Origin of the sequence: [Clostridium] aminophilum (assembly GCF_900101295.1) — a bacterium.
Classification (GTDB): domain Bacteria; phylum Bacillota; class Clostridia; order Lachnospirales; family Lachnospiraceae; genus Clostridium_R; species Clostridium_R aminophilum_A.
Genome location: NZ_FOIL01000062.1, coordinates 1 through 14457 on the forward strand (window position 1 = coordinate 1; position 14457 = coordinate 14457).

Annotated in this window: 13 protein-coding genes and 2 pseudogenes; 3 read left to right on the forward strand and 12 right to left on the reverse strand. The window is 51.8% G+C overall.

The genetic code is table 11. The features are described from left to right. Window positions 1-289 precede the first annotated feature (289 nt). The 5 genes from BMW41_RS12350 to BMW41_RS12370 all read right to left on the reverse strand — a co-directional run bounded on the left by BMW41_RS12350 (window position 290) and on the right by BMW41_RS12370 (window position 5207). Window positions 290-862 carry a folate family ECF transporter S component gene (locus BMW41_RS12350; RefSeq protein WP_074650373.1) on the reverse strand — a complete coding sequence of 191 codons (573 nt, stop codon included), beginning with the start codon at window positions 860-862 and terminating at the stop codon, window positions 290-292. Window positions 863-1023: 161 nt separating this feature from the next. Beyond that, entirely contained in the window at window positions 1024-2700 is a 1677-nt protein-coding gene (locus tag BMW41_RS12355) for a formate--tetrahydrofolate ligase (RefSeq protein ID WP_074650395.1), read from the reverse strand. 183 nt (window positions 2701-2883) lie between these two features. Then, the gene (locus BMW41_RS12360; RefSeq protein ID WP_074650375.1) at window positions 2884-3525 is read right to left on the reverse strand and encodes a cyclodeaminase/cyclohydrolase family protein; all 642 of its coding nucleotides are present in this window, start codon (window positions 3523-3525) and stop codon (window positions 2884-2886) included. 2 nt (window positions 3526-3527) lie between these two features. After that, entirely contained in the window at window positions 3528-4478 is a 951-nt protein-coding gene (ftcD, locus tag BMW41_RS12365; RefSeq protein ID WP_074650376.1) for a glutamate formimidoyltransferase, read from the reverse strand. Between the two features lie 39 nt (window positions 4479-4517). Continuing rightward, window positions 4518-5207: a HutD family protein gene (locus BMW41_RS12370; RefSeq protein ID WP_074650378.1), complete on the reverse strand. Its 690-nt coding sequence runs from the start codon at window positions 5205-5207 to the stop codon at window positions 4518-4520. Between the two features lie 293 nt (window positions 5208-5500). Here BMW41_RS12370 and BMW41_RS15450 point away from each other — a divergent pair. Next, window positions 5501-5632: pseudogene (locus BMW41_RS15450) on the forward strand (Lrp/AsnC family transcriptional regulator); the annotation flags it as partial. A 108-nt stretch (window positions 5633-5740) separates the two neighbouring features. Here the strand turns inward: BMW41_RS15450 and BMW41_RS15455 are convergent. Further along, window positions 5741-5866, reverse strand: a pseudogene (locus BMW41_RS15455) (hypothetical protein); the annotation flags it as partial. A gap of 217 nt (window positions 5867-6083) precedes the next feature. On the opposite strand from BMW41_RS15455, the gene BMW41_RS12380 reads away from it, so the two are divergent. Next, complete coding sequence (locus BMW41_RS12380) at window positions 6084-6926, forward strand: histidine racemase CntK family protein (RefSeq protein ID WP_074650381.1); 843 nt, start codon at window positions 6084-6086, stop codon at window positions 6924-6926. Window positions 6927-7087: 161 nt separating this feature from the next. On the opposite strand, the gene BMW41_RS12385 is transcribed toward BMW41_RS12380, so the two are convergent. From BMW41_RS12385 to BMW41_RS12400, 4 genes are all read right to left on the reverse strand, one after another. Beyond that, window positions 7088-7714: a hypothetical protein gene (locus tag BMW41_RS12385; protein WP_074650383.1), complete on the reverse strand. Its 627-nt coding sequence runs from the start codon at window positions 7712-7714 to the stop codon at window positions 7088-7090. Between the two features lie 22 nt (window positions 7715-7736). Continuing rightward, window positions 7737-8552: a sugar phosphate isomerase/epimerase family protein gene (locus BMW41_RS12390; protein ID WP_177171241.1), complete on the reverse strand. Its 816-nt coding sequence runs from the start codon at window positions 8550-8552 to the stop codon at window positions 7737-7739. Then, window positions 8549-9742, reverse strand: a complete 1194-nt coding sequence (locus tag BMW41_RS12395; RefSeq protein ID WP_074650386.1) for a Gfo/Idh/MocA family protein — start codon at window positions 9740-9742, stop codon at window positions 8549-8551. The genes BMW41_RS12390 and BMW41_RS12395 overlap by 4 nt, the downstream gene beginning before the upstream one ends. Window positions 9743-9842: 100 nt before the next feature. Next, window positions 9843-10496, reverse strand: a complete 654-nt coding sequence (locus BMW41_RS12400; protein WP_074650388.1) for a hypothetical protein — start codon at window positions 10494-10496, stop codon at window positions 9843-9845. Between the two features lie 212 nt (window positions 10497-10708). On the opposite strand from BMW41_RS12400, the gene BMW41_RS12405 reads away from it, so the two are divergent. After that, window positions 10709-11590, forward strand: a complete 882-nt coding sequence (locus tag BMW41_RS12405; protein WP_074650390.1) for a LysR family transcriptional regulator — start codon at window positions 10709-10711, stop codon at window positions 11588-11590. Here the strand turns inward: BMW41_RS12405 and BMW41_RS12410 are convergent. Together BMW41_RS12410 and BMW41_RS12415 are read right to left on the reverse strand one after the other, a co-directional pair. Beyond that, complete coding sequence (locus tag BMW41_RS12410) at window positions 11568-12251, reverse strand: zinc ribbon domain-containing protein (protein WP_074650391.1); 684 nt, start codon at window positions 12249-12251, stop codon at window positions 11568-11570. The two genes, BMW41_RS12405 and BMW41_RS12410, sit on opposite strands and share 23 nt — an antisense overlap. A gap of 104 nt (window positions 12252-12355) precedes the next feature. Then, on the reverse strand, window positions 12356-14149 hold the full coding sequence (locus tag BMW41_RS12415) for an MATE family efflux transporter (RefSeq protein WP_074650393.1): 1794 nt from the start codon (window positions 14147-14149) through the stop codon (window positions 12356-12358). Window positions 14150-14457 lie beyond the last annotated feature (308 nt).

Here is a 14457-nt window from a genome sequence, read left to right on the forward strand (position 1 = left end):
CTTAGCGACACATATTTCACTTAGCGGCTTTGCCGCTTAGTGAAATAGCGTGCTGCGGCTGGTCTTTTCGAGCTTAGTGCGTGCCATGGAAATTCACTTAGCGAGGTTTTCTCGAGCTTAGTGAATTTCCTTCCAGCGGCGTGCGCATCCTCGCGGAGCGTTTTTTTCATAGGGAATTTCGTAGAAATTTCCTATGAAAAAAAGGTGGACCGGATCCACCGGTCCACCCGCAAAGCAGGAAATACTACAATTCTTTCATGGCTCCCCGGAGGCTGTACCCCCGCCGGAGTTAAACCTTGTCTCCGTTATCCCAGCCATTCTGGGCAAGCATCCGTCTTGTCGCGGTCAGAACCGTGAAGATCAGGATGGTGTCCACCGGAAGCTGGACCAGATTTGAGATGATTCTGGACGGAAGAAGGGCAATGATGGCTTTGTTGTAGAGCATATTCAGCCAGATGCTGTTCAGTCCCACATTGACAAAGATCTTGACAATCAGATTGGCGATCAAAACTCTCGGAATCGTGATCTTGTGTCTGTAAAATGCATATCCGTAGATCAGACCGCCCATCGCCGCGCTGACGGTAAATCCCGGAAAGAACGGTCCGTCCGGATTCACCATCCATTTCAGCACATCGACAACAGCGCCAAAGATTGCTCCTACTGCCGGTCCGAACATCATATCAATCACACGGTTCGGGACGCCGGAGATTCCAACCTTGATGTACGGGCCGATGTGGATTGTCGCCACGCTTCCAAGAACAATCGCCAGAGCGATCATCAGGCCGCAGATGACTACATTTCTCACCTGTCTCAGCTCACGGATCGAGCGAATCCATGTGAGGCTCACACTTTGTGTTCCCATCTTGGTTCCTCCTAAATCATAAACAGATCAAAGTCCGCAGCGGAACTTTGGTCCCCTCTTCTCTCAATTCGAGGGACAAACTATGCTTCCGTCCGGCAATGGTCCGCCGGACGGGATCGCGCGATAAACGCGATAACTCAGATAACTTACTTCGTATGAGATCAGAACAGTCCGGTAATCTTACCTTCATCGTCTACATCGATGTTCTCCGCAGCCGGCACCTTCGGCAGACCCGGCATAGTCATGATGTCGCCGGTCTTCGCTACCAGGAAGCCTGCACCTGCGGAAACCTTAACCTCGCGGATGGTGATCTTGAAGTCTCTCGGAGCGCCGGTCAGGTTCTTGTTGTCGGAGAAGCTGAACTGTGTCTTAGCCATGCAGATCGGCATCTTGTCAAAGCCAAGTTCGGTCAGTCTCTGGATCTGCTTCTTTGCCTCAGCGGTAAAGGTTACGCCGGCTCCTCTGTAGATCTTTGTAACGATATCCTTAACCTTGTCCTCAATGCTCTCGTCCAGATCATATGCGAACTGGAAGTGGTTGTTTGCGGTATCCTCGCAGAGTCTTACAACCTCTTTTGCAAGTTCCACGCCGCCGTCGCCGCCTTTGCCCCATACTTCGGACAGGCAAACATTTACGCCGAGTTCCTTGCACTTATCCTCGATGAGCTTGAGCTCTTCCTCGGAATCGAACGGGAAACGGTTGATGGCAACCACTGCCGGAAGACCGAATACCTTTGTCACGTTCTCCACGTGCTGCAGGAGGTTCGGAAGTCCCTTCTCCAGAGCTTCGAGGTTCGGAGTGTTGAGTTCTGCCTTTGCAACGCCTCCGTGATGCTTCAGAGCGCGAACGGTTGCAACGATAACAACCGCATCCGGCTTAAGTCCTGTCATTCTGCACTTGATGTCGCAGAACTTCTCTGCGCCGAGGTCTGCACCGAATCCTGCCTCGGTAACCGCGTAATCATTGAGCTTTAATGCCAGCTTGGTTGCCAGAACGGAGTTGCAGCCGTGGGCAATATTTGCGAACGGGCCGCCGTGAATGAAGGCCGGTGTGTGTTCCAGTGTCTGAACCAGGTTCGGCTTCAGAGCATCCTTCAGAAGAGCTGCCATAGCGCCCTGTGCGTGAAGATCGCCTGCGGTAACCGGCTCGTTGTCTACGTTGTAGCCGATGATCATCTTGGAGAGTCTTTCCTTCAGATCGTGAATGTCGGTTGCAAGGCAGAAGATCGCCATGATCTCACTTGCAACAGTGATGTCGAATCCATCCTCGCGCACACGTCCGTCGGTTCTCTTGCCGAGACCGTTGATGACGTTGCGGAGCTGACGGTCATTCATATCGACAACTCTCTTCCATGTGATGCGCTTCGGATCGATGCGGAGAGCATTGCCCTGGAAAATGTGGTTGTCGATCATTGCAGCCAGAAGGTTGTTTGCTGCGCCGATTGCGTGGAAATCGCCGGTAAAGTGAAGGTTGATCTCCTCCATCGGAACAACCTGTGCATAGCCGCCGCCTGCTGCGCCGCCCTTTACGCCGAATACCGGACCAAGGCTCGGCTCACGGAGAGCAGCCGCTACTGTCTTGCCGATCTTGTGAAGGCCGTCTGCCAGACCAACGGATGTGGTGGTCTTTCCCTCGCCGGCCGGTGTCGGAGTGATGGCGGTAACCAGAACCAGCTTGCCATCCGGCTTATCCTTCAGATCCTTCAGAAGATTGTAGCTGATCTTTGCCTTGTCTGTGCCGTACTGCTCGATATACTTGTCATCAATTCCTTCGTTGTGCGCGATCTCGGTGATGTTTAACGGTGTCGCTTCCTGTGCGATTTCGATATCTGTCTTCATATACGTTTCCCCTCTTCTTTGCTTTCTTCCAATGTTGTCTGTTTTAACGTCCGTCCTTCCTCCCCGGAATCCGCCGCGCCCCCACACAGCGATGAATTTATCTCCGGAGGCGGAGCGGAATCCGTTTCTTCCTCGCATCCCGCCCGTCTTCCGGAATGTCCGTCCGGACCGTCATGTACTGTCTTAATAGAGTTTGTCAGAAAGATCGCTCATTCCGAGGATCTTCTTCTCCTCTTCAATGGCTGTCTTCTCTAACTTCTCAATCTTTGCGGTGTACTCTGCGACAAATGCCTCATCCTTGATGGAGCCGAGGTTGATCTTGACATTCAGCAGCGCGCCGATGACTGCGGTTCTCGCCATCATCGCGGATACCAGGCCGTCGGTTACCGCATTGGTGTTGCCCTTTGCGACAACTGCCTCAGAGATCTCGAAGATCTTTGCAGCGGTCTCTGCGCATTCCATCGGAACCTTTGCAGCGGCCTTCAGGCCTTCCTGCATCTTTGCCTTTCTGGCCTCTTTCTGCTCCTCAGTATCCTTCGGCATGCCGATGGCTTCCATGTAAATGTTGAAGGAAGAGCTGTCCTTATCGATGTCCTCGATCAGTTCCCTGCGAAGGGCATCCGCCTTCTCGGCAAGAACCTTCATCTCGTCTTCCACTTCCTCGTATTTCTTCTTGCCGATGGTCAGATTTGCCACCATACCGGCCAGTGCCGCTGCCAGCGCGCCCGCATTGGCAGAAACGCTGCCGCCGCCCGGTGCCGGTGCATCGGAAGCGGTCAGATCCGCAAATCCTTCTACTGTCATATTCTTCAAAAGTTCAGCCATGATTAGTTCTCCTCTTCCTCGTCCTCAAGCAGCCAGTTTTCCATGATCTGCTTCTGCGGATCGAACTTCATCGGTCCAAAGCAGCAAGCCTGCAGATAGTATGCGGCACAGTCGATCAGGCATTCCATCGGAACTACGCCGACAATCTCGCTCTCGAGAACATTTACGCCATAACGTCTTGCTTCCATCTTGACTGCCTCGAATGCGCGATAAACAGCAGTCTTCTGATAGTTTACTAAATTCATGGATACCTGTGCAACCGTCGGTCTGCCGCTGTAGTGATCATTCAGCTCTACGCCGATCGCCTTGATGAAATGATATCCGCCGCGGATGTTCTTCACTGCGTTGGCGATCGCATTTGCAATCTCCATGTTGTCGGTGTCAAGGTTGATGTTAAATGCGATCAGCGGCATTCTTGCGCCGATGGCAACGACACCTGCGGTCGGATGGATGTGGTCCGGTCCGAAATCCGGTGTCCACAGTTCCTTATCCTGCATCTTTTCTGCCATGCCCTCGAACTGACCCTTGCGGATCTTTGCGAGGTTCTGACGATGCGGAGCGGAAGCGGAATCCTCATACAGGAATACCGGAATTCCGTATTTCTCACCGACCTCTTTGCCGAGCTCTTTGGCGATGGCATCTGCCTCTTCTACGGTTGTGTTGCGGCACGGAATGAACGGAACGACATCGACAGCTCCCATTCTCGGATGCTGACCCTCATGATGGTTCAGGTCGATCACTTCCACAGCAACGCCGAAGGAATCAAGAACGGCATTCTTCAATGCTTCCGGCTCGCCGACTGCGGTGATAACACAGCGGTTATGGTTCGAGTCGGTCTGGCAGTCCAGAAGTCTTACGCCCTTTCTGTTCTTGAAGCAGGCTGCAATCTTGGCAACCTTCTCCATGTCACGGCCTTCACTGTAATTCGGAACTGTCTCAAGTAACTTCTTCATAATGTCCTCCTAAATCTTTCTTATATGAAATAAAAATATTTATTGCTCCAGTTTCTTTTTGAGCGCTTCCATATCGCTCTTAACCTGCTTCTCCGCTTCCTCAGCGGTCCGCGGAATATAATGAACACAGGCCGCTACCGCCAGCGTTCCCTCCTCGGCCTTTGCCTGCCAGCTCGTCTCACGGAAATTTCCGGAGAGCCGGAGCGTATCGCCGCTCTCGATGCGGAACTGTTTCCCGTCATCATCTTTCACCACGAGGCATCCACGGTAGCAGTAAACCATCACTTCATCCGGCGACGGAACATCCGTGATCAGCATGCTGTAGATGTCCACCGTTTCTCCGGTCTGCATCCGAAGCGGCACCACCGTTCCCTCGCAGATATCTTTGCGAAGCATCAGGTTAAAGTCTGTCACCTTTCCGACGCTTACCGTCTTATCCCCGCCGTCAAACCGGTGAGGCGTAAACTCCGGAAGATCGATCATCCGCTCCCCGTTATGAGAGAGGCTGATATCGCCCTTCAGCGTCATAATAATCCGGTTGTAATCCGGAAGACTGGTAAACTCGCTTTCCTCGACATCCACCGTAGCAGAACTGAGTCTCCAGAGAAAATCCCGGTCCGCATATTCACTTCCCTTCGGTGCAATGCCGATCTCTGTTGTTTTTCCTCCGCTCCAGTCTGTTGTCTTATAATCGTCGCGGTGGACAACCTGTGAAATGTAGAATGCCATCGATTTACTTCCTCTCTTCGCCGAATGTTTCGTCACGGCGTTTTTCTATGATGCTATTATAGGATTCAAAATTGTCTGAATACATGGTTTTCGTTTTGCAAACATCATCGATCAGCAAACAAATAAAAGCAAAACCGATCGTTGTCTTTACAAATCCGGTTCCGTTTTCCGCAGGTTTGAGTTAGAATAGCTTTATATATCTTTGGCGTGTACACTCCGCCGCCGGATCCGCTCCGGATTCCGGCAATAATCATGCAGGTCTGACGACGTTCGCATGGAAAGGCAGTTATATAATGGATAAGACAGATATCAAAATCATCAACATTCTTCAGAACGACTGCAAAACTCCAACCCGCGAGATCGGCCGTCTCGTCGGTCTGACCGCTCCGGCCGTGTCCGAGCGCATCAACCGGCTCCGTGACGCCGGTGTCATCGAGGGTTTTCACGCACAGATCGACGAAACAAAGCTCGGCACCGGGATCAACGCCTTTATCCAGGTCAATGTTCCGCCGCGCGAATACGACAACTTCTGTCTGTTCTGCGAGCAGGAGCCGTCCATCATCGAACATCATCACATCGTCGGGCTGAACAATGCGCTTCTCCGCATTCGCGTCCGCAATTCCCACATGCTGGATCAGCTTCTGGAGAAAATCCGTCATTACGGTCTCTCCAATACCGCAATCGAACTCTCCACGTACTTTAACCGCAAGGATTTTACGGACGGGGAATCCGACTGATTTCCGATATCCATACAATTAAACACCGTTTGTTTCGATAGATCACCTGTTTTATCTCTGTTATTCCGTTTTCGTATTATTTTTTTCATTTGATTTCTCATAAAATGTCCGTGTCATCAAACGAAAGGAAGGTACTCTCATGGAATTCCGACTTCACGTCATCATGGTCGATCCGGCCGGCAACCGCACCGCAATCGTCAGAGATCCCGTCGATCCGAAATACTATGCCCCCATCGGCGCAGCGCTTCTCCGTATTCCGGAACTCCACGCCGAACAGGCCGGTTTTCTGGCCAAGCCCGTGATGGGCGGAGAGATCCGCCTGGAAATGAGCGGCGGTGAATTCTGCGGCAACGCCACAAGAAGTGTCGGCTATCTGCAGGCATCCAGAGAAGGCTGCCGCGCCGGCGATCTGATTCCGACCGAAATATCCGGCAGCCCGGACGTACTGAACGTCCGAATCGACGACGACGGCGCATGGTGCAGCATGCCGCTTCCGCTCTCGGTTGAACGTCTCCCCGTGGAAAACCCGGACTATGATCCCCTTAATCCGGAAAGCAAAACGGTTCTTCATCTTCCCCTGATCGTACTGGACGGCATCAGTCATGCCATCCTCTATAAAACCCAGTGTTCCGAACCCCTCGGAAATGCCGTGATTGACGCCATCCGTGACACTACCGGCGCCGCGGCGGGCGGTGCGATCTTCCTCGACGACGAAAAACACACCATGACTCCCTTCGTCTGGGTTCGCTCCACCGGAAGCCGGGTATGGGAGAGCAGCTGCGGCAGCGGAACGCTCGCCTCCGCCGTCTGGCTTTCCCGCGGAATCTCCGACGGACTCTATCGTCTGGAACTCCGTCAGCCGGGCGGAAATCTCCACGCGGAAATTGAAAAGAAAAACGGAAACATTGTCTGCGGCCGGATCGGCGGTCCGATCACCATTGAAGAGGAAAAAGTTTATACGGTTGCAACACCGGAAAACTGATCAGAACGCAAAAAAGAGCCTTTCCCTTTGTGATATGCTACCCCCAAGTAGCACACCACTGTGGGATTGGCTCTTTTTTGCGGGAACTTCTTTCAGGGTTCCCGCGGAATGAAGGAAGTAAACATGAATTGGAAGCGGACCTGACTCGTCCGCATGGTCGGCTAACGCACCTCGATCACGAGGAAAACGGAGCGGGTAATGCTGCGGTAACGATGCCAGGGATAAATTCCCTCCTCATCCCACATGGTATCGTGCACGCCTCCGCTGATCATCGGGAGGGATGCATACACCGTTTCCGGATCATTTTCATGGAGCATATCCATCGCACCGGCGCCGACGATCTGCACATGAAGTTCTCTTAACGGCACTTCGTGTTCCCGGTGAATCCCGGAAGGGAATCCCGGATCCGCCACCAGCACGAAATTGGCCCGGACATTGCCCATGGCCGCCTTCGGGGATTTGTAGAACGGCACGCCCCGCTGCTTCTCGTCATGCGTCATTTCCCAATTGGATTTCCAGATGCTCCGGATGCTGTCCAGCGTTTTGAGATCCTCCAGATCCAGCGCATCCTCTCCCGAGATCAGGATGGCGCTGCCCGGCACGGATATGCATACATCCGCCACCTTCAGGGTTCGAAAAGGTTTCAGGAAATACTCCCTTTCCACACCGATCGGCTGATCTTCACTCACATTTACCAGAATTCCGGATCGTGGCACCCGGAATTCTTCTTCTTTCCAGATATGATAAACCTCAAAAAAAGGCTCTCCAAATGACATTTTTTCTACCATAACCTGCTTCTCTCCGTTTCCGTTAACGGAATACCTTTCTCAAATACGCCAGTCCTTCTCTGGAACACTGAAAACTGGTGGGGCAGGGTCTTGCCTCAATGCTGACCCAATGATCGTATCCGGCCTCTTTCAGCGTCTTTGCCGCTTCGTAGAAGTCAAAGTGTCGGTCATCCGGCAGCCGTCTCTCGATATCGGACACATGGAACAGCACCAGTTTGCTCAGCGACCTCCGGATTGCCGCCGGAACGTCCGGATCCTCCAGAATCATATGGTAGGTATCCCCGTTGTACAGCAGCCAATCGGAGTTGAATTTCTCCAGAAAGGACATGGTCTTTTCCGTACTGCAGAACACATCCCCATCATTCCGGTTGATCTGCTCCATCACCATGGGCGCCTGAATGTTTTCCGCATATTCCAGAACCCGGGATACGCTGTCGGTCAGAATATCTTCGAACGCTTCGTCGCTCTGTCCCTCCGCTTTTCTTCCGCGAAGATATCCGATCAGAATCTGGGAATCCAGTTCTTTGGCCAGATCCAGCTGACGGCACAGCCGCTCCACGGTGGCCTGCCGCATCTTCTCATCCGGATGAACCATGCTCATGCCTTCATAGAGGTACGCAAGACCGGTGGTGACGGCGGAGCAATGGAGTCCGTGATCGTCCAGCATCTTTCTCAGTTCCTTCGCATTGTAGAAGGAAGGGTCCTGAATCTGCAGTTCAATGCCGTCAAATCCCAGCTGCTCCGCCACGATCGCACATTCCTCATAGCTGTTGCCGCGAAGGGGAAATGGCGTCTGTACGGGAAGCGGCCGGTCTACCGCACATACACTGAATTTCATGCACATTGCATTTCCTCCATATCGATTCTTCTGCCCTCTTCGGAAGAGCGGAATGCGGCATAGATCACGCGGATAATGTCATATGCCAGTTCAAAGGAAGTTTCCGTTTCCTGTCCGGACTCGATGCACTCCAGGAACGATTTCATTTCCCCGGTATATCCGCGGATGACTTCGTCGCTGACGAATACATTGTTCCATCCGGTCTTCGGCGGGTTCAACTCCCCCCAGTAAACATCATCCAGCCCCTTGTCATCGCTGCAGTAGGTTTTCAGCATGTCATTCTGCGTCAGATTCATCTGGAATTTCAGATCATTGCAGGTAACGGTCACCTGATTGGCGGATCCGCCGATCACGGCATCCGTGCCGATGACGTTGCACATGGAACCGTCGCTGAAGGTCAGGATCACATTTGCGCAGTCTTCCACATCATTGGGCCGGGCCTGTGCGTACTGTTTTTCGCCCTCTTTTAACGGAACCTTGCTGATCTGACCCATCTCCGCCATCACGCTCTTAACCCGGATCTTCTCTCCTCTGGCCTTCGCTTCCACCTGTTTTAAATACAGCATCGTGGAAAGGATGTGGATTCCGTTCCGCATCATGGTGCCGCCGCCGAAGTTCTTCCACTCACCGGCAGCCGCGCTGGTGGAACCGATGATGGATTCGATGCCGTTCATGAACATGATCTTGCTGTTCTTGGCTCTTAAGATCTCCGCCGCCTTCTGCACCGGAGTCGCATAGACAAAGTCTTCCGCGTAGAAGAAATTCGCATCGCTCTCGTCGATCGCCTTTTTCAGCTCACTCAGCTGCTTGTCCATTTCCTCCCACATTTCTTTTTTGGAAACGGTGTTTCCGATGTTGTCGCTTCCGTCTCCGAAGAAACCGGTCACCGGCTTCTCGACGATGATATTCTTTCCTGCCTTTAACGCGCGGATCGCGAAGGGAATGTGCAGGCGGGGCGGTACCGCCAGATCGATCAGATCAATCTCCGGATCTGCGATCACGTCCGCGTAATCGCTGCAGATTCTCTCATAGCCGTATTCTTTCCGGAATTTCTCAGCCTCCACCGGATCGACACCGCAGACTGTTTTCAGGCGAATCGGGATACCTCCGGCATTCTTATATCCGTTGGCATGTAAAAATGCTCCGTATCCGTATCCGATGGTTGCAATGGTAATTGGTTTCTGGTTCATGGTATTTCTCCTTTATTGCTCTACTTTTGTATCTTCTTTTTTGCTTCCCGTTAGAAAATGCTGCAGCTGCGCCCTGCTGTTTCCGCGGCCGGTTTGTCAATTATTTTCGGTCCAGTTCGATCGGACAGTAGATTCCGGGAGTTACACTCATATACTCATGCCAGGGATACTTTCCCTTTCTGTCGTACATCCGGTCGTGGACGATTCCCGCCGTCATCGTCAGTTCCTGATGAACATGTTCCCGGTCTTCGTAATCGTAAATCCGCATCATGCCGGTTCCCAGAATCTGGGCATGTACCTCATCGAAGTCTCTGTCGTGATCTCTGTGCGGACCGGAGGGAACACCGCCCTCACTGACATAACAGAAATTGATCTCGATATGATCCCGTCCCTCTCCCGTACAGAATTTCGGTGATTTGTAATAGGGAAGTCCTCTGTGCCGTTCGATTCCGGACATTTCATACAGTGTTTTCCACCGTTTTTTGATGTCCTCCACGGTTGCCCCGGATGAGAGATCGCAGTGCTCAAAATCCCGGACTACCAGAGCCTTGTGCAAATCCGTTATCTCCACGTCCTGCAGTATGGCCGCTTTCAGCGGAAGGATCTTTCTGCCCCCCGGCAAAAGAATGTTTTTCCTGTCCCTCTCCGCCAGATTGATCACCATGCTCTTTTTGCCGATCCGGCAACGGGTCTCTTCCTCCAAATACTCCACCTGAAAAAACGGTTCTGCAAAATCCAACTGTAAGATTGACATGTATTCGTCCTCCTTGATTCCAAAATACCACAGGCTTTTTGAAAAGTAATTCGCAACGTTCTTATATTGACGTTAAGTTTTACTTAACATAAAATAGCAGAAACGAACCTCACTTTGCGGGCTTTGACTCGCTGCCCGTTCAACAAAAAGTACGCAGGCGTTCTTTTCCGCACTGCGTACTCCGTGTACCTATAACAATAAGGAGGAATTCTATGGATACCGCCCGCTACAAAGCCTTTCTCGCAGCCGCGAAAACCGGTAGTTTTTCCGGTGCCGCACTGGAGATGGATTACACCACTTCTGCCGTCAGTCAGTTAATCTCCTCTCTGGAAGAAGAACTTCAGGTCACCCTGTTCCACCGCAGCCGCCATGGCGTGCGTCTGACCACCAACGGTGAACGGCTCTATCTGCCCATCCTCGTTCTGGTGCGGCAGGAAGAGCGAATCTACGAGATCAGCGCAGATATCAGCGGACTTTTGACCGGTGAAATCCTAATCTCCGCTTATCCCAGCATCTGCGCTACCTGGCTACCTTCCCTGATCCACGATTTCAGCAGGAAATACCCATCCATTCACATCCGGATCGATGACAGCATCCGTCAGCATGTGGTGGATTCCCTCCGGGAAGAAAAAGCGGACATCGGATTTTTAAGCAACCAGCATGACTTCTCCGGAGAATTTGTCCTGCTGGATAAAAACCCCATCGTTGCGGTGGTCAGCAAAAACAGTCCCTACAATTCCCTGGGATATTTTCCATTAAAGGAGTGTGAGGTGGTGCCCCTGATCCAGTCCTCCTACGGTAAAGATAAGGATCTGGACGGAATCTATGAGAAATACCATCTCAACCCCAATATTACATTTGAGACGCGCAACTCTTATACCGCTGCGGCCATGGTCGCCAACGACATGGGCGTGCTGCTGGTAAATGAATTAAGTACCCATATTTGGAATATGGATGTCAATGTGCTGCCGCTGGATCCCCCGCAGTCAATCTCTCTGGGGATGGTGATTTCTCCCTCTGCCGTCTCTTCCCCTGCGGTAAAGGCCTTTGCGTCCTTCGTCAAAGAAAACTTTACACGCAAAGAAGCAGAATGATCGGGACACTGAGAAGCAACGCACCCGCAAGCACAATCTTCTGTATCCACTTTTTCGGCGATCTGATCGCATCCTCATTCAGAAGCACGGCTGCCACCAGACAGATGATCTGAAAGAAGGACAGGTACAGAGGCAGCATCTTGTGCAGAATCAGCGACGCCAGACTGGTCAGAACCGTAATCCCGATCCCCACCAGACTGATCTGCAGAAACAGACTGACGGGATCATCCTCCGTTTCCGTCGGATTTCCCGCCGGATTCTCTGTCGCCTTTCCCGTCATGTTCTGCACCGGAGGTCTGCCGGCCCGTTCCCAGTCGAACTGCTCGCTGACCTCGCACACCTTTAAAAACCGTGCAAGGCGGCTCATATTCTCGTGGCTTTCCTCTTCCCTGTGATACTCGAACTGCAGACCTTCTCCTGCTCCCCTGCCGGAGCCGTCACCGCCTCGGGTATCGGAAAAACGTTCCCTGTCTCCGGAAAGCCTCCCGTTTTCAAACTTCATCTGTATTTTTTCGCCGCAGGCGGAACAATACTTTTCGCCATCGGCAATCTCCGCTCCGCATTTTGGACAACGTCTCTCCGGGGATGCCGCTTTTGCACCGCATTCCCAGCAAAACATTGCCCCTTTCTTCAAAACTGTTCCGCATTTTTTACACTTCATTTTTTCGCCTGCGCTTTCTGCGGATCGTCCCGGCTGACGATCCGTTTTTTTGTTTTTCCCCTATCGGGCAATCGGATTTTTTATTTTGCGCCGCCGCACACACGTCAGCGCAAAACAATCGATACGATATTCATTTTGTAAACATACGTATACGTGACTTTCTCCGCGATTTTCTGGATCATTCTGACACCGATCTTGCTTTCCGGATTCTGTAAAACATCATAATCCAGCGGGTCGTAGGAATCTCCCAGACTCCGGATCAGAATCTCGATACTCCCCTCGTCGCTGAACACGCGGATGTCAAAGAGAGTTCCCTCCTCCATCACTTTGTCTTTCGTATTATTTCCCCTCTGGTGCGCAATCATATCCACCGAAAGTTCTTCGGAACTGAGTGCCGCAAGATAGGCCATTCTCCGGCTTTGTCCGTTTGTCTCAAGATACGCCTGAATCCGGTCCGAAATGCCCACCGCATTTTCATCCGTTCCCCGGATCTCAAATTCAAAATGAGAGAAACGATTGAGAAGATGCGGTTTCAGCCGCAGAATCCGGTCCGCCGGGGTGGGATTCTTCCGACTCAACACCATCATCACCGGAATCATGATCACCTGTCCCACAAAGGGATTGCTGCCGAAAGCCAGCCACAGTCCCGTTTTACCCATGACCGGGATCATCGCCGCCAACATCAGCGGATATATCAATGAATCCGGAATGGACGCCATCATCAGAGAAGATCCAAAGCGCTCCGTCGACTCATAAAAATTGGTCAGCACAAACTGCACCAGATAACCCGCCTGGAACAGACACACGAACAGCGAGCCCATCTGTATGTCCGGAGTCATCTCCATACCGAACAACCGTGACAAAACCGGCGTTGCGGCAAAACATGCCGCACACACCATCACAGTGACGACCATACCCATTTTCAGAGATTCCGCGACGGTTTCCTTGAGAGCAACGGAATCTCTCTGCGCGTAGAAAACGCCAAATAACGGGCTTGCATCATACCCCACACCGATCAGCGGCAGACGAACAATCTTTTTTATATTGTTGACAACGGCGACGACGGAAAGGATCAGCGGTTCCTCCGGAATCAGTGTCAGAATAATGTTATTGATCACTGCCAGCGCGATACAGTCGATGATATTATCCAGCGATGCCGGCAATCCGCTTTTTAAGGTGTCCAGGATTTCTGTGGGCCCCAGCACCACCGGTTTCACCCCTGCATCGATCTTACGGTATCTCAGAACTGCCAGTCCGCCGACGAATTCAAGAAGGGCTGCCGTGCTGCTGCCGATCCCGAGCCCCGCCATCTTCCACTCCGCCGGAAGAAGGAGGACGCTGATCACGGAAACCGCGACGTTACAGGCAATATTGAATAATCCAAGGAATGCCCGCTCCGTCTGATATCCCAGAACGCCAATCGTTTCACGCACGCAGCCGGAAATGGATGACAAAAAGACCATGGGCGCGCAGAACCGCAGGTATAAAAGGCTGTATCGGCAGATGGCTTCGGTGGATTTGGATCCGCCGAAACAAAGGATCATTTTTTCGGAAAAGAACAGAATGACACCGGTAAAAAACAGACCGGAAACCGCCGCCAGCGTCAGCCCTCCGGCGAAGGCCCGCTGAAACTCTCCATGATTGGCGCGGCCCTTTGCCCAGGTAATCCGCAGACAGGTGCCATGAACAATCGCATTCATCAACGCGAGGAACATGCCGTACGAGGGCAGCGCAATTGCCACGGCCGCAATCGCTTCTGGTCCCATGACATTTCCCGCAATGATATTGTCCACCATATACATAAATCCAAGCATCGTCGCATAAACCAGAGTTCCGGGATACATGCGCATGAGAGTCTTCCGGATGATCTGACCATTGTTCTTTCTTACCCCGTCCATAGCATTCCTCTCCTTCAGCGATTATTCGATCATGAAAGTCTTTCAAAATTAGAAAATTGCGGTTTTTTTACTAAATATTGATTCATTTTACTTAAACGCGGCAAATTACTAATATTATTTTATCATATAATCTGCTATTTCGTGAACTTTTTCCGTCATTCTTTCGTTGTATTCTGTCGTTATTCATTCCGGGGATGTTTCCTTAGCGACAAGAAAAGGTGCTGTCGCATTAGTTGATTTTTCAACTGGTGCGCAGCACCTTTTCGTATGCAAAATCAGCGGCTTTCGCCGCTGATTTTAAGTTTATG

Coding starts and splice junctions, on each gene's coding strand:
- BMW41_RS12350 (WP_074650373.1), bottom strand. CDS start 862: ATGGGAACACAAAGTGTGAGCCTCACATGGATTCGCTCGATCCGTGAG.
- BMW41_RS12355 (WP_074650395.1), bottom strand. CDS start 2,700: ATGAAGACAGATATCGAAATCGCACAGGAAGCGACACCGTTAAACATC.
- BMW41_RS12360 (WP_074650375.1), bottom strand. CDS start 3,525: ATGGCTGAACTTTTGAAGAATATGACAGTAGAAGGATTTGCGGATCTG.
- ftcD (WP_074650376.1), bottom strand. CDS start 4,478: ATGAAGAAGTTACTTGAGACAGTTCCGAATTACAGTGAAGGCCGTGAC.
- BMW41_RS12370 (WP_074650378.1), bottom strand. CDS start 5,207: ATGGCATTCTACATTTCACAGGTTGTCCACCGCGACGATTATAAGACA.
- BMW41_RS12380 (WP_074650381.1), top strand. CDS start 6,084: ATGGAATTCCGACTTCACGTCATCATGGTCGATCCGGCCGGCAACCGC.
- BMW41_RS12385 (WP_074650383.1), bottom strand. CDS start 7,714: ATGGTAGAAAAAATGTCATTTGGAGAGCCTTTTTTTGAGGTTTATCAT.
- BMW41_RS12390 (WP_177171241.1), bottom strand. CDS start 8,552: ATGAAATTCAGTGTATGTGCGGTAGACCGGCCGCTTCCCGTACAGACG.
- BMW41_RS12395 (WP_074650386.1), bottom strand. CDS start 9,742: ATGAACCAGAAACCAATTACCATTGCAACCATCGGATACGGATACGGA.
- BMW41_RS12400 (WP_074650388.1), bottom strand. CDS start 10,496: ATGTCAATCTTACAGTTGGATTTTGCAGAACCGTTTTTTCAGGTGGAG.
- BMW41_RS12405 (WP_074650390.1), top strand. CDS start 10,709: ATGGATACCGCCCGCTACAAAGCCTTTCTCGCAGCCGCGAAAACCGGT.
- BMW41_RS12410 (WP_074650391.1), bottom strand. CDS start 12,251: ATGAAGTGTAAAAAATGCGGAACAGTTTTGAAGAAAGGGGCAATGTTT.
- BMW41_RS12415 (WP_074650393.1), bottom strand. CDS start 14,149: ATGGACGGGGTAAGAAAGAACAATGGTCAGATCATCCGGAAGACTCTC.